The 19,102-nt window shown below is 68.9% G+C and carries 21 protein-coding genes; 11 read left to right on the top strand and 10 right to left on the bottom strand.

Annotated elements, in window-relative coordinates; genetic code table 11:
* Both AB0I12_RS27125 and AB0I12_RS27120 read right to left on the bottom strand, forming a co-directional pair.
* The gene (locus tag AB0I12_RS27125) at positions 1 to 2,064 is read right to left on the bottom strand and encodes a YhgE/Pip domain-containing protein (RefSeq protein ID WP_359934711.1); all 2,064 of its coding nucleotides are present in this window, start codon (positions 2,062 to 2,064) and stop codon (positions 1 to 3) included.
* On the bottom strand, positions 2,061 to 2,759 hold the full coding sequence (locus tag AB0I12_RS27120) for a hypothetical protein (protein ID WP_359934709.1): 699 nt from the start codon (positions 2,757 to 2,759) through the stop codon (positions 2,061 to 2,063). The genes AB0I12_RS27125 and AB0I12_RS27120 overlap by 4 nt, the downstream gene beginning before the upstream one ends.
* A gap of 56 nt (positions 2,760 to 2,815) precedes the next feature.
* Between AB0I12_RS27120 and AB0I12_RS27115 the strand changes: the two genes are divergently transcribed.
* Positions 2,816 to 3,427, top strand: coding sequence for a TetR/AcrR family transcriptional regulator (locus tag AB0I12_RS27115; protein ID WP_359934707.1), 612 nt, complete (start codon positions 2,816 to 2,818; stop codon positions 3,425 to 3,427).
* Here AB0I12_RS27115 and AB0I12_RS27110 read toward each other — a convergent pair.
* Together AB0I12_RS27110 and AB0I12_RS27105 are read right to left on the bottom strand one after the other, a co-directional pair.
* On the bottom strand, positions 3,408 to 4,874 hold the full coding sequence (locus tag AB0I12_RS27110) for a molybdopterin-dependent oxidoreductase (protein WP_359934705.1): 1,467 nt from the start codon (positions 4,872 to 4,874) through the stop codon (positions 3,408 to 3,410). The genes AB0I12_RS27115 and AB0I12_RS27110 overlap by 20 nt on opposite strands.
* A 496-nt stretch (positions 4,875 to 5,370) precedes the next feature.
* On the bottom strand, positions 5,371 to 5,751 hold the full coding sequence (locus AB0I12_RS27105) for a MarR family transcriptional regulator (RefSeq protein WP_355693484.1): 381 nt from the start codon (positions 5,749 to 5,751) through the stop codon (positions 5,371 to 5,373).
* Positions 5,752 to 6,118: 367 nt separating this feature from the next.
* On the opposite strand from AB0I12_RS27105, the gene AB0I12_RS27100 reads away from it, so the two are divergent.
* The 6 genes from AB0I12_RS27100 (at position 6,119) to AB0I12_RS27075 (ending at position 11,840) form a co-directional block, all read left to right on the top strand.
* The gene (locus AB0I12_RS27100) at positions 6,119 to 7,135 is read left to right on the top strand and encodes an ATP-binding cassette domain-containing protein (protein WP_359934703.1); all 1,017 of its coding nucleotides are present in this window, start codon (positions 6,119 to 6,121) and stop codon (positions 7,133 to 7,135) included.
* Entirely contained in the window at positions 7,132 to 7,938 is an 807-nt protein-coding gene (locus AB0I12_RS27095; protein WP_359934701.1) for an ABC-2 family transporter protein, read from the top strand. Before AB0I12_RS27100 ends, AB0I12_RS27095 begins: the two co-directional genes overlap by 4 nt.
* Positions 7,931 to 8,740: an ABC-2 family transporter protein gene (locus tag AB0I12_RS27090; protein WP_359934699.1), complete on the top strand. Its 810-nt coding sequence runs from the start codon at positions 7,931 to 7,933 to the stop codon at positions 8,738 to 8,740. The genes AB0I12_RS27095 and AB0I12_RS27090 overlap by 8 nt, the downstream gene beginning before the upstream one ends.
* A gap of 92 nt (positions 8,741 to 8,832) precedes the next feature.
* The gene (locus AB0I12_RS27085; protein WP_359934697.1) at positions 8,833 to 9,621 is read left to right on the top strand and encodes a hypothetical protein; all 789 of its coding nucleotides are present in this window, start codon (positions 8,833 to 8,835) and stop codon (positions 9,619 to 9,621) included.
* An 11-nt stretch (positions 9,622 to 9,632) separates the two neighbouring features.
* Positions 9,633 to 10,973: a hypothetical protein gene (locus tag AB0I12_RS27080; protein WP_359934695.1), complete on the top strand. Its 1,341-nt coding sequence runs from the start codon at positions 9,633 to 9,635 to the stop codon at positions 10,971 to 10,973.
* 90 nt (positions 10,974 to 11,063) lie between these two features.
* A complete protein-coding gene (locus tag AB0I12_RS27075) occupies positions 11,064 to 11,840 on the top strand; it encodes a metallophosphoesterase family protein (RefSeq protein WP_359934693.1) in 777 nt (258 codons plus the stop codon).
* A 71-nt stretch (positions 11,841 to 11,911) separates the two neighbouring features.
* Here AB0I12_RS27075 and AB0I12_RS27070 read toward each other — a convergent pair whose 3' ends face one another.
* The gene (locus AB0I12_RS27070; protein ID WP_359934691.1) at positions 11,912 to 12,556 is read right to left on the bottom strand and encodes a GNAT family N-acetyltransferase; all 645 of its coding nucleotides are present in this window, start codon (positions 12,554 to 12,556) and stop codon (positions 11,912 to 11,914) included.
* A 62-nt stretch (positions 12,557 to 12,618) separates the two neighbouring features.
* On the opposite strand from AB0I12_RS27070, the gene AB0I12_RS27065 reads away from it, so the two are divergent.
* A complete protein-coding gene (locus AB0I12_RS27065) occupies positions 12,619 to 13,545 on the top strand; it encodes a hydroxymethylglutaryl-CoA lyase (RefSeq protein ID WP_359934689.1) in 927 nt (308 codons plus the stop codon).
* Between the two features lie 12 nt (positions 13,546 to 13,557).
* Here AB0I12_RS27065 and AB0I12_RS27060 read toward each other — a convergent pair whose 3' ends face one another.
* Together AB0I12_RS27060 and AB0I12_RS27055 are read right to left on the bottom strand one after the other, a co-directional pair.
* Complete coding sequence (locus AB0I12_RS27060) at positions 13,558 to 14,559, bottom strand: hypothetical protein (RefSeq protein WP_359934687.1); 1,002 nt, start codon at positions 14,557 to 14,559, stop codon at positions 13,558 to 13,560.
* A gap of 3 nt (positions 14,560 to 14,562) precedes the next feature.
* Complete coding sequence (locus tag AB0I12_RS27055) at positions 14,563 to 15,006, bottom strand: hypothetical protein (RefSeq protein ID WP_359934685.1); 444 nt, start codon at positions 15,004 to 15,006, stop codon at positions 14,563 to 14,565.
* A gap of 114 nt (positions 15,007 to 15,120) precedes the next feature.
* Between AB0I12_RS27055 and AB0I12_RS27050 the strand changes: the two genes are divergently transcribed.
* Positions 15,121 to 15,966: a helix-turn-helix transcriptional regulator gene (locus AB0I12_RS27050; protein WP_359934683.1), complete on the top strand. Its 846-nt coding sequence runs from the start codon at positions 15,121 to 15,123 to the stop codon at positions 15,964 to 15,966.
* On the opposite strand, the gene AB0I12_RS27045 is transcribed toward AB0I12_RS27050, so the two are convergent.
* Positions 15,958 to 16,344, bottom strand: coding sequence for a VOC family protein (locus AB0I12_RS27045; RefSeq protein ID WP_359934681.1), 387 nt, complete (start codon positions 16,342 to 16,344; stop codon positions 15,958 to 15,960). The two genes, AB0I12_RS27050 and AB0I12_RS27045, sit on opposite strands and share 9 nt — an antisense overlap.
* The gene (locus AB0I12_RS27040; RefSeq protein WP_359934680.1) at positions 16,341 to 17,036 is read right to left on the bottom strand and encodes an EcsC family protein; all 696 of its coding nucleotides are present in this window, start codon (positions 17,034 to 17,036) and stop codon (positions 16,341 to 16,343) included. Before AB0I12_RS27040 ends, AB0I12_RS27045 begins: the two co-directional genes overlap by 4 nt.
* Before the next feature lie 134 nt (positions 17,037 to 17,170).
* Here AB0I12_RS27040 and aat point away from each other — a divergent pair, with 134 nt between their 5' ends.
* Positions 17,171 to 17,836: a leucyl/phenylalanyl-tRNA--protein transferase gene (gene aat / locus AB0I12_RS27035; RefSeq protein ID WP_359934678.1), complete on the top strand. Its 666-nt coding sequence runs from the start codon at positions 17,171 to 17,173 to the stop codon at positions 17,834 to 17,836.
* Here aat and AB0I12_RS27030 read toward each other — a convergent pair.
* A complete protein-coding gene (locus AB0I12_RS27030) occupies positions 17,829 to 18,515 on the bottom strand; it encodes a TetR/AcrR family transcriptional regulator (protein WP_359934676.1) in 687 nt (228 codons plus the stop codon). The two genes, aat and AB0I12_RS27030, sit on opposite strands and share 8 nt — an antisense overlap.
* A 112-nt stretch (positions 18,516 to 18,627) precedes the next feature.
* Here AB0I12_RS27030 and AB0I12_RS27025 point away from each other — a divergent pair, with 112 nt between their 5' ends.
* Positions 18,628 to 19,095, top strand: coding sequence for a nitroreductase/quinone reductase family protein (locus AB0I12_RS27025; protein ID WP_359934674.1), 468 nt, complete (start codon positions 18,628 to 18,630; stop codon positions 19,093 to 19,095).
* Positions 19,096 to 19,102: the final 7 nt, after the last annotated feature.

The raw sequence follows: 19,102 nt of genomic DNA, 5'->3' as shown, positions 1-19,102 counted from the left end.
CTACAGAGCCAGCTCTGGCTGAAGCTTCTTGGCCGGCCAGACGCGTTGGTTGCGGGCGGCGAGGGTGGAAGCGGTGAGGGCGGCGGTGAACCAGAGGGCGAGGGCCAGGAGGTCTCCGCCGAGGGAGGCACCCGGGCCGCCGTACATCAGGTGGCGGACGCCGTCGATGGCGTAACTCATCGGCAGGGCGTGGTGGAAGAAGTACAGCGGCCCCGGAATCGTCTGCCACGGGAACGTGCCGCCGGCGCTGACCAGCTGGATGACCATCAGGACCAGGCCGAGGAACTTGCCCACAGCGCCGAACCACGCGGACAGCGCGTGCAGGATCGCGACGAAGGTGAACGACGTCAGGATCAGGAAACCGACGGTCAGCCACGGGTGCGCGGCGTGGATGCCGAGGCCGAGGACGACGGCGACGAAGACCAGCGTGGCCTGGATCGCGCCGAACAGCGCAGGCGGCAACCAGCCGCCGAGCGCCACCCGGAACGGCGACTGCAAGGCTGCGAGCGCTCGCGGTGACAGCGGCCGCACCAGCAGGAACAGGACGTACGCACCGATCCAGCAGGCAAGGCAGAGGAAGAACGGAGCCAGACCGGCGCCGTAGCTGTCGGCCGTGGCCTGCGAGACGTTCTGCAGCGTGACGGGTGCACCGAGCGTCTCGGCGACCGCCTTGCGCTGATCCGCTGACGGGTTGGGGATCTGCTTCACGCCGTTGTGCAGGCCGGTGCTCAGTTGCGTCGCACCGGTCTTCAGTTGACCCACACCGGTCGCCAGGCTGTTCGCACCGGTCAGCAACTGCCCCTGCCCGGTCACGGCCTGCTTCTCTCCAGCAGCAAGCTTCTGTGCACCGGTTTGCAGGGTGCCCAGCCCGGTCTTGAGCTGGCTAGCGCCTGTGCTGAGCTGATGCGCCCCACTGGACGCCGTACGGATGCCGTTCGTCAGAGCAGGTGTCGCCTTGGCCAGAGCGGAAGCGCCGTTCGACACCTTCCGCGCCCCCGTGGCGAGCGTGTTGAGCTGCTTGGACGTCGACTGGATCTTGGTGTTCGCCTGTACGACGGGAGTACGCAGCTTCGCCGTCTCGGTCAGCACCACGTTGATCTGATGCTGGCTCAGCCCCTGGGCTCGCAACCGCGCCGCCAGCTGGGTGTCGAAGGTCTTGAGGTCCTTCACCAGCGTGCTGGACGCGGTCGCCACCTGGCGTCCCGCGCCGGCGATCTTCTCGTTGCCGTCAGCAACCTGATCCGCACCGGCCGCCAGCTGCTTCGTCTGCTTCGGCAGCGCTGCGGTCTTCTCCTGCAACGTGTCCAGACCGTTGTCGAGCTTTGCTGCGCCGGTCGCCAAGGATGACGCGCCCCGCGACGCCTGGGTCGCCCCGGCGGCCAGCTGTGTCGCGCCGGCAGACAGCTGCTTCTGTGCGGTGTTGAGTTGCGACGCACCGGACTGCAGCTTCGCGACGCCGGTCGCAGCCGAGGTCAGCCCGTTCTGCAGCTTGGCGGCACCGGCGGCTGCGGAACTCACGTTCTTGTGGATGGTGTTGTACCCGGCCAGCAACTGCGATGCCGCGGTCTCACTGACCTGTGACGCGACCGTCTTCGTCACCTGCGCGACGACCTGGTTGGCGATCGTGTGCGCGATGTAGTTGTTGGCGTCGTTCGTCAGCAGCTCCAGCTCCGCCTGCCGCGGCGTGAAGTCCGCACTCGACGCCAGGTCGGCCGAGAAGGTCTTCGGCAGCACCAGAGCGAACTCGTACTTGCCGTCGGACACCCCCTGGGTCGCGTCGGCACGGTCCACCTGGTGCCAGTCGAAGCTCTTCGACTTCACCAGTTCGTCCGCGACCTGCGGTCCCACGTTGAGCTTCTCGCCGGTCGCGAGCGTCGTACCCGCGTCCTCGACGACGACCGCGGTCGGGATCTTGTTCAGCCGGCCGTACGGATCGTGGTTCGCGTACAGGTACAGGCCGCCGTACAGCACCGGCACCAGCAGCAGCGCCACCACGGCCAGTTTGGGCAGCCGTCCGGCCGTCAGACGCCGTAACTCACTCAGGGCCATCCGCAGCGCGGTCACGCCTCTGTCTCCACTTCTTCCTCGATTGGGGTGACTGGCTCCACCGGAGAGATCGGGGTGACCTGCACCGGGTCGGGCTGGTCCGTCTCACCCATCCGGGCGGCCTTGACGTCCAGCAGCCGGGCCGACGCGTCAGAGCACGTGATGATCACGCCGTACCCCTGTGCCGCCAACCCGCGGCCCAGCTCGTACCAGCCGTGCGGATCGCCCCCGTGGCGATCCGGCATGGTCAGAATGACCATCTGTACGTCAGGGCGCGCCACCGTGAGCTCCGTGAGCAGTCTGGTGCGCACGGCGACCGGGAGGTGCTCGAACCGCTTGTCGGCGTGCTCTGCCGCGTCGTGCTCGTTCAGCCACTCCAGAACGGCCTTGCGCCCGGCCTTGCGACCCGCGACGGCCAACTCCTCGCCCACAACGGTCTGAACGGGCAGGGCGTCGTCCGGCTCGGTGATGCCCGGCGCGTCGACCACGGCAACGTGTCGTCGCAGCAGGGCCGGCTCAGCCTTGCCGTTGAGGCGGACCGAACCGGTGTCGAGCTTCAGCCGCCCGGACAGACCGAGTGACGCGGCCACGTGGCCGGCGCCCGGGTATCCGGTCAGCAGCACCACCTGATGATCCGCGACCGACAGTGACGTGGCGTGCAGCATCGGCGCGTGCGGACCCCGCACGCTGATCCCGGTGGCCTCGAGCTCCATCCTGCATCCCCGTTCAATACGGTTGTGTATTCAATACAGAACTGTATCCTACTCCTATGGAAACGCCCAAGCGCCGCCGCTCCAACACCCGGGCCCGACTTCTCGAGGGAGCCCTGGAGGTGTTCGCCGAGCGCGGCTTCCACGGCGCGTCGGTGGAGGACATCTGCGAGCGGGCCGGATTCACCCGCGGCGCCTTCTACTCGAACTTCGGGTCCAAGGACGAGTTGGTGCTCGCGCTGTTCCAGGCCACGACCGACCGGCTGCTGGAGCAGATCGAGGCGCTGCTCCCCGAGCTCGCCACGCAGCCCGGCACGCTGCTCGACGCCGTACTGGGGCTGCTCGACGAGGCCGCGCCGGACCAACGGCAGTGGCACCTGATCTCGGCCGAGTTCACGCTGCACGCACTGCGCGACCCGGCGGCGGCCGAGGCGCTGAACCAGCAGCGTGCGATGTTCCGCACGAGTCTGACCGGACTGGTCGAGCAGATCGCCGAGGCCGGCGGGCTGGAGCTGACCGTTCCTGCGGAGCAGTTCGTCCGGATGGTGATCGCGCTGCACGAAGGGGCTCGCTCGCAGAGCCTGCTCGAGCCGCGGAAGGTGCCGTCCGGCTCGCTCGAGCACACGTTCCTGCCGATGGTGCTGGACGCGGTCAGCCGACCTTCACGCTGACCGTGTGCAGTCCGGTCGCGCCGTCCGGAGCCGGTGGCGCCGACGACTCGACCTGCGGATTGCCCTTCGCGTCGAACGCCCGGACCTGCAGCACGTGCGTGCCGCGCGGCGCGTTCCACGTCCAGTGCCACTGCCGCCAGGTGTCAATCGACGGGTCCGTGGCCAGCGTGGCTTGTTGCCAAGGGCCCCCGTCGACCCGGACCTCGACCTTGGACACCCCGACATGCTGGTCCCAGGCCACGCCGGCGACCGTCACCGGTCCCGGGTCGACCTTCTTTCCGAGCGGAGTGTCGATCCGCGACGACAACTTGATCGGGCCGAGCGCCGACCACCCGCGCGGCGTCCAGTACGCCTCGAACCGGTCGAACCGGGTGACCTCGATGTCCACCAGCCACTTCGTCGCCGACACGTAGCCGTACAGCCCCGGGACGACGATCCGCACCGGGAACCCGTGCTCGACCGGCAACGGCTCACCGTTCATCGCGAACGCGAGCATCGCCTGCCGGTCGTCGAGCAACGTCGGCAGCGGCGTACCGGCGGTGAACCCGTCCTTCGACGTCGACTGGATCGCGTCCGCGTCCCGCGCCGGACCGGCCTCCTCGAGCAGATCCTTCAGTAATACGCCGGACCACAACGCGTTGCCGATCAGGTCGCCGCCGACTTCGTTGCTGACGCACGTCAACGTGACCCACTTGTGGATGACCTGGCGCTTGAGCAGATCGTCGAAGCTCAGGGTGAGCTCGCGGTCGACCATGCCGTGGATGCGCAGCTTCCAGTCCGCGGGCACGATCTGCGGCACCGAGAGGGCGGTGTCGATGCGGTAGAAGTCCTCATTCGCAGTCGCCCACGGTACGGCGCCGTCGGCCTGGACGCCGGCGGGCGGCGCCAGGGTGGGCGGCTGCGGAAGGCGGAGCTGCTTGCGGGCGTCCGCCACGGCGGCGCGGTTCCCGCCGACGATCTTGCCGGCCGCGGCGACCGCGGCGGAGCCGAGCGCGACACCGGCCGACAACTGCAGGAAGCCGCGGCGACTGACGCCGTCGTCCGGGAAGTCGAGCAGCGGTTCGAGCCGGCGGCTGAAGAGTCTGAGGATGACCAAGGCGGTCACACCGGCGAGCGCCGACGGGAGGAACCCGGTCTGGCCGGAGTCGGCGCGGGTGACAGCTGCGGCGACCGCGACACCGGCGAGTGCGATCGTGATCAGTGCGCCGGCCCAGAACCGCCGTACGGCGAGAATCCCACCGACCGCGGCGAGGGCCGCGACGACGATCAGGATGCCGACCCGGAGCGCGGTCTTGTCGTGCGTCCCGAACCAGGAGATCGCGAGATCCTTCATCCAGGGCGGCACCCGGTCGATGAACGCCGACCCGATCGCCACCACCGGCGTCTGCGGTGTCCCCAGAACGCCCGCCGCCACACTCCCGACGGCCAGCCCGGCAAGAGCAGCCAAAACCCCACCGAGCGCACCACGCCACCAAACGCCCCGCGCAGCTGCCCGAGATCCGCCCCCACGTCCCGATCCACCACCGGATCCACGGGCCGATCCACCGCCCGATCCACCGCCCGATCCACGGGCCGACGCACCGTCCGATGCGCGGGCCGATCTACCGTCCGAGGTGCGGGCCGATCCGCCGGCCGCTCCACCGTCCGATGTGTGGGCTGATCCGCCGGTCGACTGGTCGCCGGTTTCGCGGCCGACCTCACCCGCACCGCCCGGCGCGTAGGTAGGCCAGTCGCCGGGCTGGTTCCCGGGACCGCCGGAAGTGACCGGCGACGCACTTCCTCCGGGCCGGTCGACGCCGGCCTCGTGGGACCTTGTGCTGCCGGGTCGCGGCTGATCCGGGGGTTGTTTCACTTCTCAACCATTACGCGGCGGGGCGCCCGACACCAGTCGGGCGCCCCATCCGTTAGTCGCGGGTAATGCTCTTGTGTAGTTGTGAAGTCGGTCAGATCCGGTCGGGCGTGATCGGCCCGAGGCCCGGGCGGCCGTTCGGCCAGCGGCGGGCGTTGTCCCGGACTCGACGGAGCTTGCCGAGGACGACGTCCCGCTCGTCGGCCAGCTGGGACATCCAGAGGCTGTCGATCTCGAGCAGGTGGTCCGGCAGTGCTTCGCGCAGCCGCCGCTTCCCCTCCTCGGTCAGGACCGCGAACGAGCCGCGGGCGTCGTCAGGACAAGGCTCGCGGCGGACCAGGCCGAGGTTCTCGGCACGGTCGACCAGCCGGGTGATGCCGCCGGTGGTGACGGTCAGCTCCCGGGCGAGAGAGGTCAGACGCTGTTTCTCACCGTGGCTGCGGGCAAGCCGCAGCAACAGTTCGAACATTGCCATTTGCAGTCCACTGCGCTTCAGAGAATGGCGCATCAGGTGATCCAGCTCTGCTGCTGCTTCTCGCAACAGGCCGTAGGCCGTCAGCACGTCGCTCTCCCAGGGTTCGGCAGCGCGAGTGGGTTCTGCATCGGCGAGCGCTAGGGGCGAGCAAAGCGAAGGCGCGATGGTCATGCGCGGACTCTATTAGCTGACTAGGTCACTTCGCTACACGGGGTGACCTCTCGGCTACAGATCGACCCCTAATCGTAAGTCTTCTGAGCGTAACGGACGCTCTGCGGCGCATCTGGTCTAGAACGGTGAAATACAACCTGCGTCGCCGCCGGAACGGTGGGAGGATGACCGGACGCGCTCGCTGGGGAGGGTACGCATGGCGGTGATCGAGGCGGCCGAGCTGGTCAAGGAGTTCAGCAGACCGGCCGTCCTGAAAGGCCGGTTGCCGCGGCTGCGGGCGCTGTTCAGCACTCAGCGAGACATCACCCGTGCGGTGAACGGGGTGAACTTCGTAGTCGAGCCCGGCGAGCTCGTCGGGTACCTCGGGCCGAACGGCGCCGGCAAGTCGACCACGATCAAGATGCTCACCGGGATCCTCACCCCGACGTCCGGCGTCTGCCGGGTCGCAGGCCTGGAGCCGTCCCGGGACCGCGCCCGGAACGCCCGCAACATCGGCGTCGTGTTCGGCCAGCGAACCCAACTCTGGTACGACCTTCCCCTCCGGGACTCGTTCGAGGTCCTCGCGGATCTCTACGACCTCGATCGATCGACCTACCGCAAGCGCGTCGGCCTCTTCACCGAACTGCTCGACCTCTCCGACTTCCTGGACACGCCGGTCCGCTCGCTGTCGCTCGGCCAGCGGATGCGCGGCGATCTGGTCGCCGCCATGCTGCACGAACCGTCGATCCTCTTCCTGGACGAGCCGACCGTCGGTCTGGACGTCGTGGCGAAGGCCCGGCTGACCGAGTTCATCGCTGAGACCAACCGGTCCGCCGGAACGACGGTGGTGCTGACCACGCACGACATGGACGACGTCGAGCGACTCTGCCAGCGCATCATCGTGATCGACTCGGGCACGGTTCTGTACGACGGTGACCTGTCCCGGCTGAAGGAACGCTTCATGCCGTACCGCTTCCTCGTCCTCACGCTGGCCGAACGCAGCATCCGCCGCGTCGCCGACATCCCGTTCGCGACCGAGGTCGACGCCGGCGCCGTCGGCACCGTCCTCCCGTACCCGGACCGCAGCGTCGTCCTGCGTTTCGACCCGCGCGAGATCACCACGCCCGAGCTGATCGCGCGGGCGTCGCAGGTGTACGAGGTGGACGAGCTGTCCATCGTCGATCCACGGCTGACCGATGTGATCTCGCAGCTGTACGACGGCTTGCTGACGTGACTACGGCGACGCAGCTCAGGGCGTTCCGCGGGATGACCCGTGCCGGGACGCGATCCGTCCTGATCTACCGCGGCGACCTGATCACCGGCGCGGTCACGCTGGTCATCCAGGTCGTCCTCGCGATCGCGGTCTGGCGGATCGTGTACTCCGGGCGCGGGCCGGTCGGCGGCATCGACGCCGGGACGGCGGTTGCGTATGCGGCGATTGCGGCCTGCCTGCAATCGGTGCTCCTTCCTTGGCAGTTCTCGTCGTTGCCGATGCGGATCCGCAACGGGCAGATCGCGACCGACCTGACGCGGCCGCTCGGCCTGATGTGGCAGGTCTTCGGGCAGAACCTCGGCGTACTGCTCGGTCGGCTGCCCCTCGGCGCGATCGGCCTCGCGGCCGCCGCGGTCCTCGGTGCGCTGACGGTTCCGCCCGGATGGGCTGCGGGACTCCTCTCGGTCGTCGCGACCGTCGGTGGCGTCGTGGTCGCGATGCTGTGCAACCTGATCGTGTCGATGGTGACGTTCTGGACGTTCGAGGTCAGCGGGCCGTTGATCGTGTACCGGTTCGGGAGCGCGTTCCTCTCGGGGTCGTTGATTCCGTTGTGGTTCATGCCCGGATGGTTGCGGGCGTCGGTCGAATGGCTGCCGTTCCAGGCGCAGGTGTACACACCCGTGTCGATCTATCTCGGTCAGACGCGCGGCGGCGAGGCGCTGGCGCTGGTCGCCGTACAGCTAGCGTGGGTGGCCGTACTGGTCGTCGTACTCGAGCTGGTGTGGCGGCGGGCGCGCTACCGGGTGGTGGTGCAGGGTGGCTGAGCAGACGTGGTTCCGCCAGTACGTCATCCTCGAACGCGCCGCGTTGCGGGCGCAGCTGCAGTACCGCGTGAACTTCTGGACCACGCTGATGGGCGGGGTCGCCTACCAGGGCACGCAGTTGCTGTTCCTCGGTGTCCTCCTCGGGAAGTTCGGTCTGATCGGGGGCTGGGGTTTCCCCGAGGTCGCGTTCGTGTTCGCGATGCGGCTCGCGTCGCACGCCTTGTACGTCGTCCCGTTCGGATCGCTGCGGTTGCTCGACGAGATGGTCCGCGACGGCGAGTTCGACCGGGTCCTGTTGCGCCCGGTGAACCCGTTCCTGCAGCTGGTCACGCGGTGGTTCCCGCTGATGTCGCTCGGCGACGCCATGCTGGGCGCGGGCGCGCTGATCATCTTCAGCTGGCAGGCGCCGATCGACTGGACCGGGGCGAAGGTCGTCTACCTGCTGCTCGCGGTCGTCGGCGGCGGCCTGGTCGAAACCGGCATCCAGACCTTCTTCTGCGGCCTCTCCTTCGTCGCCACCTCCACGTTCTCCCTCCGGATCTTCGCCGACACCTCGATCACCCAGTTCTCCGGCTACCCGCTGACCATGTTCGGCCGGGGCGTCTTCTACGCCTTCTGCACGCTCGTCCCGATGGCCTTCATCTCCTTCCTCCCGGCGACCGTCCTCCTCGGCCGCACCGCCGACGTCCCGCTTCCCACCTGGCTGACCTTCCTCTCCCCGCTCGCCGGCGCCGTGGTCTTCGTCCTGGGCTACTCCTTCTTCACCAAGATGATGCCGAGATACACGAGCCCCGGGAGCTGACTCTTTGGGCCTGTGGATAACTTCCGCGGCGGTCCGGCGATTTTTGCGAGCCTTGATCCGTGAGGTTGTGCACCAACGGAACGGGGAGTCGGATGAGCAAGGACCAGGACGAGAAGTCGCCGTACGGCGCCGGATTCATCGCGGCCTGCATCGTCGTCGGCGCGGTGCTGATCTGCGGCGTCGTCATCATCTTCGCGGGCGGGCACGACGCCACTCCGGCGAGCGCCGCGGCCCAGCCGGTCACCGCGTCCTCGGCTCAGCCCACCAACGATCCGGCATCAGCGCCTGCCACGTCAGGCGCGCCGGCGCCCGAGTCCAGCGGCGCAGGCAGCCAGGGGCGGACGAGCGTCTGCGGCCTTCCCGCGGGTGACCAAGCTCTTCCGTCGGCGGCGCCGACGGCCGACGGCTGGGACGTCAGCCGACGCGTCATCGTGCCGCGGTCCTCAACGTTCGGGCCGGGCAAGACCGACACCGACGGCTTCCGGCACTGCTTCGCGCACTCGCCGACCGGCGCGGTCTACGCGGCGTACAACGCGATCGCGGCCATCGCGGACCAGAGCAAGCTCGTCCCGACGGTGAAGAAGCTGATGGTCCCGGGGACGGCGACCGACAGCCTGCTCCGCCAGGTCGCCACGGCGGAGCCTTCGGGCGACCCCTCGACCGTCCAGGTCGCCGGCTACCGGATCATCGACGCCGGCCAGGACCGCGTGACCGTCATGCTCGCGATGCCCGTCGAGTCCGTGTACATGAGCGCCAACCTGACGCTGGTCTGGCACCACGGCGACTGGCGCCTCCAGCCCCCACCACCCGGCGAGCCCGTCGGCGCCCCCTTCTCCCAACACCGCGACCTCGGCGACTTCGTGAAGTGGAGTGGTATCTGATGTGCTCCCCGATGGACATGAAATGCCACGTGGTGGACGGCGTGCAGTCCGTCGCCAGCAGTTGGATCGACACGGCCAATCGGACCTCGACCGAGTTCTTCTCGACGATCCTGAACTCACTCGCGACGTTCTGGGTCAAACCCAAGATCCCGGTCCAGCTCGCCACCAGCACCGACGACGGCCATACCTGGACCGACACCAAGACGGTTGCGTTCGTGCACGGTCAGACGCTCAAACTCACCCTCGGGATCCTCACCATTGCGATCGTCATCGCCGGAATGCGGATGGCGTGGGAGCAGCGAGCGAAGCCTCTCCAGGAGTTGCTCAAGGCGCTACTGACCTTCATCGTCGTCTCCGGAGCCGGGACGGCCGCGATCCAGCTCTTGATCACCGCCTCGGACGAGTTCGCCGTCAAGGTCGTGAACGCCGCAGTCGGAGGCGAGTCGTTCTCGTCGACGATCCGGAGCATGCTGATCAGTCCGTCCGACTACGGCGGGGGTTCGGGGATCACGTCCGCTCTGATGCTGATACTCCTCGGGCAGATGGCGGCGTGGGCGTCGCTGATCCAGATCGTGTTGATGCTGATTCGATCGGCGATGCTGGTGCTGCTCGGTGCGACATTGCCCCTCGCGGCGGCCGCGACCAACACCGAGGTCGGCAGAGCCTGGTTGAAGAAGTACTGCGCGTGGACCCTGGGCTTCATCGCCTACAAGCCGGCCGCGGCGCTGATCTACGCGGCCGCCATCAAGCTGAAGGACGACCAGATGCTCGGCTCGGACACCAGCCTGATGAAGTCGCTCACCGCCTTGATGATGATGCTCCTCGCGATCCTCGCCCTGCCGGCCCTTCTGCGCCTCGCGGTGCCGGTCACTGCGGCGGTCGCGGGCGGCGCGGCAGGGATGGGCGGTACGGGTCCTGACATGAGCTCGTTGCCGAGCGGCGCGATGAACGTCGGATCATCCGGCGGCGCTCACGGCGGCCTCAGTACGGCGTCCTCCGGTGGCGCGGGGGCGTCCGGGGCCGGCGCGTCGGGGGCTGGGGCGACCGGGGCGGCGACCACTGGGGCGAAGGCTGCGGGTGGTGCGGCGTTGGGGCCGGCGGGTGTTGCTGCTGCCGCGGCGCGCAAGGCTGCCGGGGCCTTCGCGGGGGCGGCGGCGCACTCTGCGGGAGAAGCGGGCGGCGGCAGTTCTGGGGCCTCCATGCCCCGATCGAGTGGCAGCCGTCCATCCGGCGGCGGTCGCGCGAACAGCCGAAACGCCGGCGGCCGGACCCACCCGTCCGCGCCACACCCCAGCCCCAAGGTCCAGGCCGGCGCCACTACCGGAGACGCCGGTCCCTCCGGCGGCTGGTGACTCCGACGGCACGCGGTCCGCATAGCACTCGGGCTTGCGTCGCCCGTCGCTCGAGGCGCGTGCGGTCCGGGCGGATGAAAGCATGGCCGTGTGGATCGGATCGCGCTGATTTCGGATGTGCACGGGAACCTGACGGCGTTGGAGGCGGTGCTGGCGGATCTTGGGGAGCGCGGGATCGGGCGGGTGTTCAACCTCGGGGACTACGTGGGGAAGGGGCCGCGCGGGCAGGCTGTGGTGGATCGGTGTCGCGAGGTCTGCGAGGTGAACATCCTGGGGAACTGGGACGACTTCCTGCCTGATCCCGAGCGGTCCGAGGACAGCGAAGGGCTGCGGTGGTGGAAGAACGAGTTGCGGGAGGACCAGTGGGCCTGGTTGCGCGGGCTGCCGTTCTGCCATGACTTCCTGCTGAGCGGCCGGCAGGTGCGGTTGTTCCACGCGTCGTCGACGAGCGTTCACCATCGGATCGTGTTCGATCACGACGAAGCGCAGTACGCGAGCTTCTTCGAGAACACCCCGGCGACCGGGGACGGGCCGCTGCCGGTGATCGTTGGGTACGCCGACATCCACGACCCGTTCTACGAGGAGGACCGCGGGCGGACGCTCTTCAACACCGGCTCGGTCGGCAACAGCCTCGGTGACCCGACGCCCGGATACGTGATCCTCGAAGGGATCCTGGACTCACCCGACCCGGCGCCGTACTCGATCCAGTTCGTCCGGGTTCCGTACGACGCGCACGCCGAGCTGGCGATCGCGCGCGACCTCGGGATGCCGGAGCTCGACGGCTACGAGGCGGAGATCATCCGCGGTGTCTACCGCACGACCTTCTACGCCGGCCGCGATCCCCGATACCACCGCCGACCGGCCTGAACGCGGTTGTCCCCAGGGTTATCCACAGCTGTGCATTGGGTGCTTTCAGCAACGACCTGTTCACCCACTGGTCACTTCACCAGCAGGGCTTCGGATCCCACAGGCTTGTAGCCGGCCGCGAGGAAGGTGCGCAGCGACGCGGCGTTGCCCGGTGTGACCTGGGCCCAGATCGACGCGTCCGGCGCGATCAACGCCCGCGCGGCCGCCGCGAGCCGTCGGCCGTACCCGTGACCGCGGGCGTCCGGCGGCACCTCGATCGCGCACTCCAGCCGCCCGGCCAGGCCGCGGCCGGTCACCACGAGCCCGCCGTACGCATCGGCGTACACCCGGACGTCGTCGCGGTACCGCCAGGCGCGTTCGACCCGCGGGTGGTCGTGGTCCGCGAGTTCGGTCAGCCCGGCCGTCGCCGCGGCGCGCTCGGCCCGGGCGGTGAGAGCCGGGGCGAGCAGCAGCGCGTCGATCGCGTTGACCCGGCGGCCGGTGAACTCCTCGAGCGCCGCGAGGAACGGCGGGTTCGTCGGCGCGGACAGATCGCCGGCCGGGATTCGCTCCGCGACCCATTCCGGATCGACGTCCGCGGCGATGACGATGTGGCCCGTGAAGGCGACCACGCACGACTCCCGGTGCGACGGCGCGGGAACGACGGTGAGCCCGAGATCCGGGGGTGGGAACACGCCGCGCTCGACGCCCCGCAGAATGGCAGCAAGAGATGTCATCACGAGCATTGTCGCGGAGATCCCGGGGCACGCTCGACGACGCCCTCCGAGGAGGCAGCAGGATGCGCAAACCGCAGCTGGTGAAGGCCGAGGGACTGCCGGAGCGGGTCACGATCTACGAGGTCGGGCCGCGGGACGGGTTGCAGAACGAGTCGGCGGTCGTCGATGTCGCGGTCAAGGCCGAGTTCATCCGGCGGCTGGTCGAGGCGGGACTGACGACGGTCGAGACGACGAGTTTCGTGCACCCGAAGTGGGTCCCCCAACTGGCCGACGCCGCCGAGTTGCTCGACCAGCTGGAGCTGCCGGAGGGGGTCCGCGCGCCGGTCCTGGTGCCGAACGAGCGCGGCCTCGACCGTGCACTCGCGGCCGGGGTCCGGGAGATCGCGATCTTCGCGAGCGCGACCGAGACGTTCGCGGCGAAGAACCTCAACTCCACGCTCGACGACCAGTTCGCGATGTTCACGCCGACGATCCAGCGGGCGCTCGCCGAGGGCCTGGCGGTGCGCGGGTACGTGTCGATGTGTTACGGCGATCCGTGGGAGGGCGACGTGCCGATCGACCAGGTGGTCAAGGTCGGCGCACGGCTGGCCGACCTCGGGTGCCACGAGTTGTCGCTGGGCGACACGATCGGTGTCGCAACACCGGGCCAGGTCGTCGCGCTGATCGGGGAGTTCGGTGCGGCCGGGGTCGGTGTGGACAAGCTCGCGGTGCACTTCCACGACACGTACGGCCAAGCGCTCGCCAACACGCTCACCGCGCTCCGTGAGGGCGTGACCACGGTCGACAGCTCCGCCGGCGGCCTGGGCGGCTGCCCGTACGCCGAGAGCGCGACCGGCAACCTCGCCACCGAGGACCTCCTCTGGCAACTCGACGGCCTCGGCATCGAGACCGGCGTCGACCTCGAGAAACTCGTCACCACCAGCACCTGGATGGCCACCCAACTAGCCAAACCGTCCCCAAGCCGGGTAGTCCAAGCCCTCGCCGGCTGAGCTGTGTGACGCCTACTCCGTCGAACGGCTGGCAGGGCGCAGTGACACCTTGGGTCCTGCCGGGCCCCCGATTCGTCGTGCGCCGTCTCCCAGTGACGGTTTCGCGCGCACAGCACCCGACGCGGGCGCCTGCCCATCGAGGAATCGTGGCGGCTCGGGGCCGGTACGTCGCTCAGGCGATTCGCGCCGTACAGCGGCTGCGTTGGGCGATTCGGCGGGAAACACCGTACGTGGAGTGAACGAATAGTGCCGGTGGATCTCGTCCACCTTGGCATTGAGGTTCTGGCGGATTTCGTCGGCCAGATGTTCGCCTGCCTCCAACGGGCGCTGGCGGATCGTCGGCCAGTAGGGATGTGCCAAGGACGGAATCAGCGCGGCCCGGACTGCCTGCCGGTGGTCGGCGCGGTCCGGCACGACCTCACTCAGCCGGTTCCGTAGGACGGCGTCCGCGAACTGGTCGAAGTGCATCGCTCCCGGCCCGCGAAACACGGTGTCGAGCAGCTGTCGGCGTGGCACAGAGATCCCCGACGCTTGGTTCACCAGGCTATCGGTCGCCGAGTACGCGGCCGGATATTCCGGTTGGAAGTAGCCCAAGTCGCGATAACCCGCCGTACGGGAGAAGAGTGCGAAGTCTTCGACGGCACGAAGCTCCGCGACACCCTCCATGATTCCCAGGCTATGGGCGGACCGCACTGCGTTTGGTTCGTCCGGAGCATCGGTCGCCATGCCGGTATGGGTTGCCTCGTGCAGCACGGTCGCCAACGCCTGGGCCTGCTTGCGCGGATCGTCCGGCGACGTCGATCCGGTGAGGTACCTGAGCACCCGGTCCTCCGCGAGGCGGACGGCACTCGTGCGCGGATCGAATCCGCCCCAGGTCCCGGGCGCCAACGCGTACAAGTCACCGCTCCACCGATCGACAGGGCTGCCGAGAAGCGTGTGGGCGATCCGGTGCAGACGCGCGAACTCGCGGTAGACCGAACTGTCGCGGGGAATCAATCGGTCCCAGGCGTCCATCGGCTACTCGAGCTTGGCCGGTGGTTCGTCGTCGAGTGGGAACACTGGATAGCGGAGTTGGTCCTCGAGATGCTCGATGCCCCGGGTCAGGGCTCGGATATCGGCCTCTTCGTCGGCGGATGCGCGATCCGCGATCTCCCAGATCCTGCGCCTGGCGAGCTCGAGCGCGGCGATGCGCTCTGCCGGCGTGCCGACGGCGCCGTACGCCTCGGCGTGGATTCGGTTGGCCTCGTGGTACAGCTCGCTCCACTCGCGCGGGGGCGGCAATGGCTCGGCGAGAGACTCGATCAGGTCGAGCGCCCAGGCGCGCTGCTCAGGTGAATCCGTCTCCGACAGGAGTTCCCGCAACTGCGCTTGCTCGGCCGCGATGTCGAAGCCCTGCTCCGTCCGCCGTCGGTGGTTCGCATCCGAGAACGCCGAGGCGAACTTCGTGGTGTCGAGTGGCAACGGTCCCTCCGAGGCTGGTGAGCACTGTCCGCAACGGTACCGAACCGGGGTCCGGCTCCGCGGTGGTTATCCACAGGGTCGGGAACTGTCGGTGGGGCGGGTGAGGATGGGTGGGTGAGTGGGCAGCGGCAGCGGGTTGAGCTTGGGGAGTTTTTGAAGGTTCGGCGGGGGCGGGTGGCGCCGGAGGATGTTGGGTTGCCGGGTGGGGGGCGGCGACGGACGCCTGGGTTGCGGCGGGAGGAGCTGGCGCAGCTGGCCGGGGTGGGTGTGACTTGGTACACGTGGCTCGAGCAGGGGCGGCCGATCAATGTGAGTGGGCAGGTGCTGGATGCGGTCGCGTCCACGCTGAGGCTCACACCGGTCGAGCGTGAGCATCTGTACCGGCTCGCGGAGGCGACGCCGGTGCGGTTGCCGCGGACGACGGACGGCGCGAGTGAGGCCGTGTTCGAGGAGATCGTGGAGGCGCTCGACCCGCTGCCTGCGGTGATCACGAATACGCGCTTCGACATCGTCCGCGCGAACCGGGCGTACAACGACCTGTTCCACGACTGGCACCAGCTGCCCTGCATCCACAAGAACCTGCTCTGGTGCATCGTCACCGAGCCCGCGGCGCGGGCGCAGTTGCTCAACTACGACACCGAGGTCCCGTATCTGGTCGGCCGGCTGCGCTCGGCGTACGGCGAACACGTCGGCGACCCGGACTGGGAGACCGACCTCGACCGGCTGCGAGCAATCTGCCCCGAGTTCGCCCAGCTGTGGGGACGCCACGAGGTCGCGGACTGTACGCCGCGCCTGCGCCGGATCCTGAACCCGGTCGCCGGCGAGCTGCACTTCACGATCACGGAGCTGGCCGTGTCGGCGCACCCCGACCTGATCCTGTACGTCGAGACGCCGGCGGACGAGGACACCCGCGCCAGGCTTCCGCTCACCCGGAGGGAACCCGTCGACCAGTCAGCGTGATTCGGGCGGGCCGCTGGGGGTTCGCCAGGTTGTCAGGCAGAACGGGTGGCCGGCCGGGTCCAGGAACACGCGGAAGGTGTCCGGTGACGGCTGGACATCGGTTGGCGTGGCTCCGGCGGCGACGATGCGGTCCTGCTCTGCGTCCAGGTCCTCGGCGGAGAAATCCAGGTGCGCCTGCTGCGGGATTCGCGGGTCGGGCCAGGTCGGCGCGCGATAGTTCAGGTCCCGCTGGAAACCGAGGCTGAACGCGTCGAACCGCAGCTCGACGAACGAGTCGGTGACGACGGCCAGCTCACCGCCGGCCACCACCCGGTAGAACGAAGCGAGCGCGAGTGGATCCGGACAGTCGAGCGTCGGCCCCCAGAACGGCGCCGTCACTGCTCGATCGGGCGGCGGATGCGCCGGACCAGGCTCTTGTCCGCGAACTGGCCGACACGGTACGTCGACCAGCCGTCGACGCCGGCGCCCACGGCACCGCCGAGGAACGGGACGCGCCGGGTGACGGTCAATGCCATCCGCTTACCGCTGATCCGGCCGATCAGCTCCGCGACGACCTCGCCGGAGATCTGCCGATCCAGCTCCGGGTCGAAGACGGGGGCGGTCGCGATGGCGAGCGGGGACGAGACCAGGCTCGCCTTGCGGAGCCGGTCCGTCACGCCTTCCTCTCCGAGCAGGCAGGTGATCACCGCCGTCCGGACTCGCGGGTCGTCGAGGTCGTACCCGCGCAGGTGGGCGATCGCCGCGACCATCCGGCACTGCACGACCGCGAGGCCGGTCAGGTTCGCGGGCAGGGCGACGGGCAGCGTGACAAGACCGCCGATGCTGGTGGCGAACCCCTGCACGCCGGCCAGCCGGATGTGCTGGTCGATCACAGCCTCGATCGCGTCCGTGACATCGCCGCCGCAACGCTCCAGCTTGGTGTCCGCAATCCGCTCCGCGCCGGGGAACCGCTGGTACCCGTCGATCGCGACCTCGAGGATCTGGCGCAACACGCCGCCCGCTGCCGTCGGGGCGAACCGCTGGGCGGCGGGCGCGAGACTACTGGCGACGAACCTGGCTACTCCGGCCACGGTGCTCCTTCCCGCCCGGCCCCACGCGTCAGAACCCGGACGTGCTTCAACTGTACGTGGCTCCCGGCCCCTCGCCACTCGGGACAATCCCTTGGTGTCCCCTAGTGGGGATCCGCATGGTCCAGGATGGTGCTGTGGCGATCGAACCTGCTCCGTCCCAGTGGGAGTTTCCGCCGGTCGGGGTGGCCGGCGGAAGTGACGTCGTGGCCGGGGGTGCCGACCTGGCGCCGGGCACTGTGCTGGCGGCGTACCGGCGAGGGCTGTTCCCGATGCCGGACCACCGGAGCTCGCTGCTGTGGTGGTCGCCGGTCGACCGGGGCGTGATCGAGGTCGACGGGTACCAGCCGTCGCGGTCGATGCGCCGGGCGCGCGCCAAGTTCGAGATCCGGGTCGACACCGCGTTCGACCGGGTGATCCGCGCGTGTGCGGATCCGCGCCGCCCCGGTTCGTGGATCGACCGCGACATCATCGCGTCGTACACCGAGCTGCACCGGCTCGGCTGGGTGCACTCGGTCGAGGCCTGGGACGGCGACGAACTGGCCGGCGGGCTGTACGGCGTCGCGATCGGCGGGCTGTTCGCGGGCGAGTCGATGTTCCACCACCAGACCGACGGCTCGAAGGCCGCCGTCGCGGGCACGATCGAGCTGCTGAACGACGAGCACGCCGCCGACCGGGTCTTCGACATCCAGTGGGTCACCGACCATCTGGCGACCCTCGGCGCGGTCTCGATCCCGCGGGAGACCTACGTACGCCGGGTGTCGGCAGCGCTCGACGTACCGCTGCCGAAGGCGTTCACCTGAGCCCGACGAAGGCCGCCATCTGCCGCGAGGCCGACGCGTAGAACTCGTCCGCCGGGTCCATCGAGCCGACCAGCTGGCCGAAGAGTTCGAAGCTGAGCATGCCGAAGAGCTGGGTCCACACGATGATGGTCCGGAGCAGCACCGGGCGGGGGACGTCAGGCGCGAGCTCGACGAGCACTTCCACCTGTCGGTCCAGCAGCCCGGACGGTACGGGTGCGTCGGGCGGTGTGACCAGGCGGCCCGTCGCGTGGGCGCGCTGCAACAACTCCAGCAGCAACAGAGGGACCCGCACCGCCGGTTGGACCGTGGTCTGAGGCGCCTTGTAGCCGCTGATCGGTGACCCGTAGATCAGCGCATACTCGTGCGGGTGCGCCCGTGCCCAGTCCCGGACGGCCACGTAGATCGCCATCCATTCGTCGACCGGGTCGTCTCCGCCGGCCGCGCTCTCGGCTGCCTCGCCGAGAGCGTTGTACGCGTCGATGATGAGCGCGGTCAGCAGCTCGTCGCGGCTCGCGAAGTACCGGTAGAGCGCCGACGACACCATCCCGAGCTCCCGCGAGACCGCCCGCAGCGACAGCGCCTCGGCGCCGACGGTCGCCAGTTGCTGCCGGGCGGCCGTCTTGATCTCCTCGGTCAGCTCGGCCCGGGCACGTTCACGGGCGGTACGTCCGGCGTTCATGAGGTCAGTCTGCCACAAAACCGAGAGCAGTGCTCTTGACAGTGAGCGGCGATCTGATGTTCACTGATCACAACAGAGAGCACCGCTCTCGAAAACCCGCGAAGGAACCGCCATGACCGAGTACAAGCAGACCTACGACAGCAAGCGCGTGATCACCGCCTCCGAGGGCAGCATGCGGGTCTTCAACCGGATCGTCGCACGGCTGACGAAGCTCGGTCTCAGCCTGATGGGCAGTCGGGTGCTGTCGGTCCAGGGCCGCAGGTCCGGCGAGTGGCGCAGCACCCCGGTGAACCTGCTGGTGATCGACGGCCAGCGCTACCTGGTCGCCCCGCGCGGCCACACGCAGTGGGTGAAGAACCTGCGGGTCAGCGGCACCGGCCGGCTGCAGTTGGGGAGCAAGGTGGAGACGTTCCACGCCGAAGAGGTCGCCGACGCCGACAAGATCCCCGCCCTGCGGCTGTACCTGAAGAAGTGGGCGTGGGAGGTCGGCACGTTCTTCAGCGGCGACGTCTCGAAGAACTCCCCCGACGAGGTCCTGCGCCACATCGCGCCCGGCGTCCCTGTCTTCAAGATCAACTAGTCTTCAA

The organism is Kribbella sp. NPDC050459, assembly GCF_040655315.1.
Lineage (GTDB): Bacteria > Actinomycetota > Actinomycetes > Propionibacteriales > Kribbellaceae > Kribbella.
This window is presented reverse-complemented; position numbering and strand designations above follow the sequence as displayed.

Excerpts from the sequence above, each read along its gene's own strand:
- AB0I12_RS27085 (WP_359934697.1), top strand. The coding sequence starts at position 8,833 with ATGAGCAAGGACCAGGACGAGAAGTCGCCGTACGGCGCCGGATTCATC.
- AB0I12_RS27025 (WP_359934674.1), top strand. The coding sequence starts at position 18,628 with ATGACCGAGTACAAGCAGACCTACGACAGCAAGCGCGTGATCACCGCC.
- AB0I12_RS27100 (WP_359934703.1), top strand. The coding sequence starts at position 6,119 with ATGGCGGTGATCGAGGCGGCCGAGCTGGTCAAGGAGTTCAGCAGACCG.
- AB0I12_RS27070 (WP_359934691.1), bottom strand. The coding sequence starts at position 12,556 with ATGACATCTCTTGCTGCCATTCTGCGGGGCGTCGAGCGCGGCGTGTTC.
- AB0I12_RS27115 (WP_359934707.1), top strand. The coding sequence starts at position 2,816 with ATGGAAACGCCCAAGCGCCGCCGCTCCAACACCCGGGCCCGACTTCTC.
- AB0I12_RS27030 (WP_359934676.1), bottom strand. The coding sequence starts at position 18,515 with ATGAACGCCGGACGTACCGCCCGTGAACGTGCCCGGGCCGAGCTGACC.
- AB0I12_RS27105 (WP_355693484.1), bottom strand. The coding sequence starts at position 5,751 with ATGGCAATGTTCGAACTGTTGCTGCGGCTTGCCCGCAGCCACGGTGAG.
- AB0I12_RS27080 (WP_359934695.1), top strand. The coding sequence starts at position 9,633 with ATGGACATGAAATGCCACGTGGTGGACGGCGTGCAGTCCGTCGCCAGC.
- AB0I12_RS27120 (WP_359934709.1), bottom strand. The coding sequence starts at position 2,759 with ATGGAGCTCGAGGCCACCGGGATCAGCGTGCGGGGTCCGCACGCGCCG.
- AB0I12_RS27065 (WP_359934689.1), top strand. The coding sequence starts at position 12,619 with ATGCGCAAACCGCAGCTGGTGAAGGCCGAGGGACTGCCGGAGCGGGTC.
- AB0I12_RS27060 (WP_359934687.1), bottom strand. The coding sequence starts at position 14,559 with ATGGACGCCTGGGACCGATTGATTCCCCGCGACAGTTCGGTCTACCGC.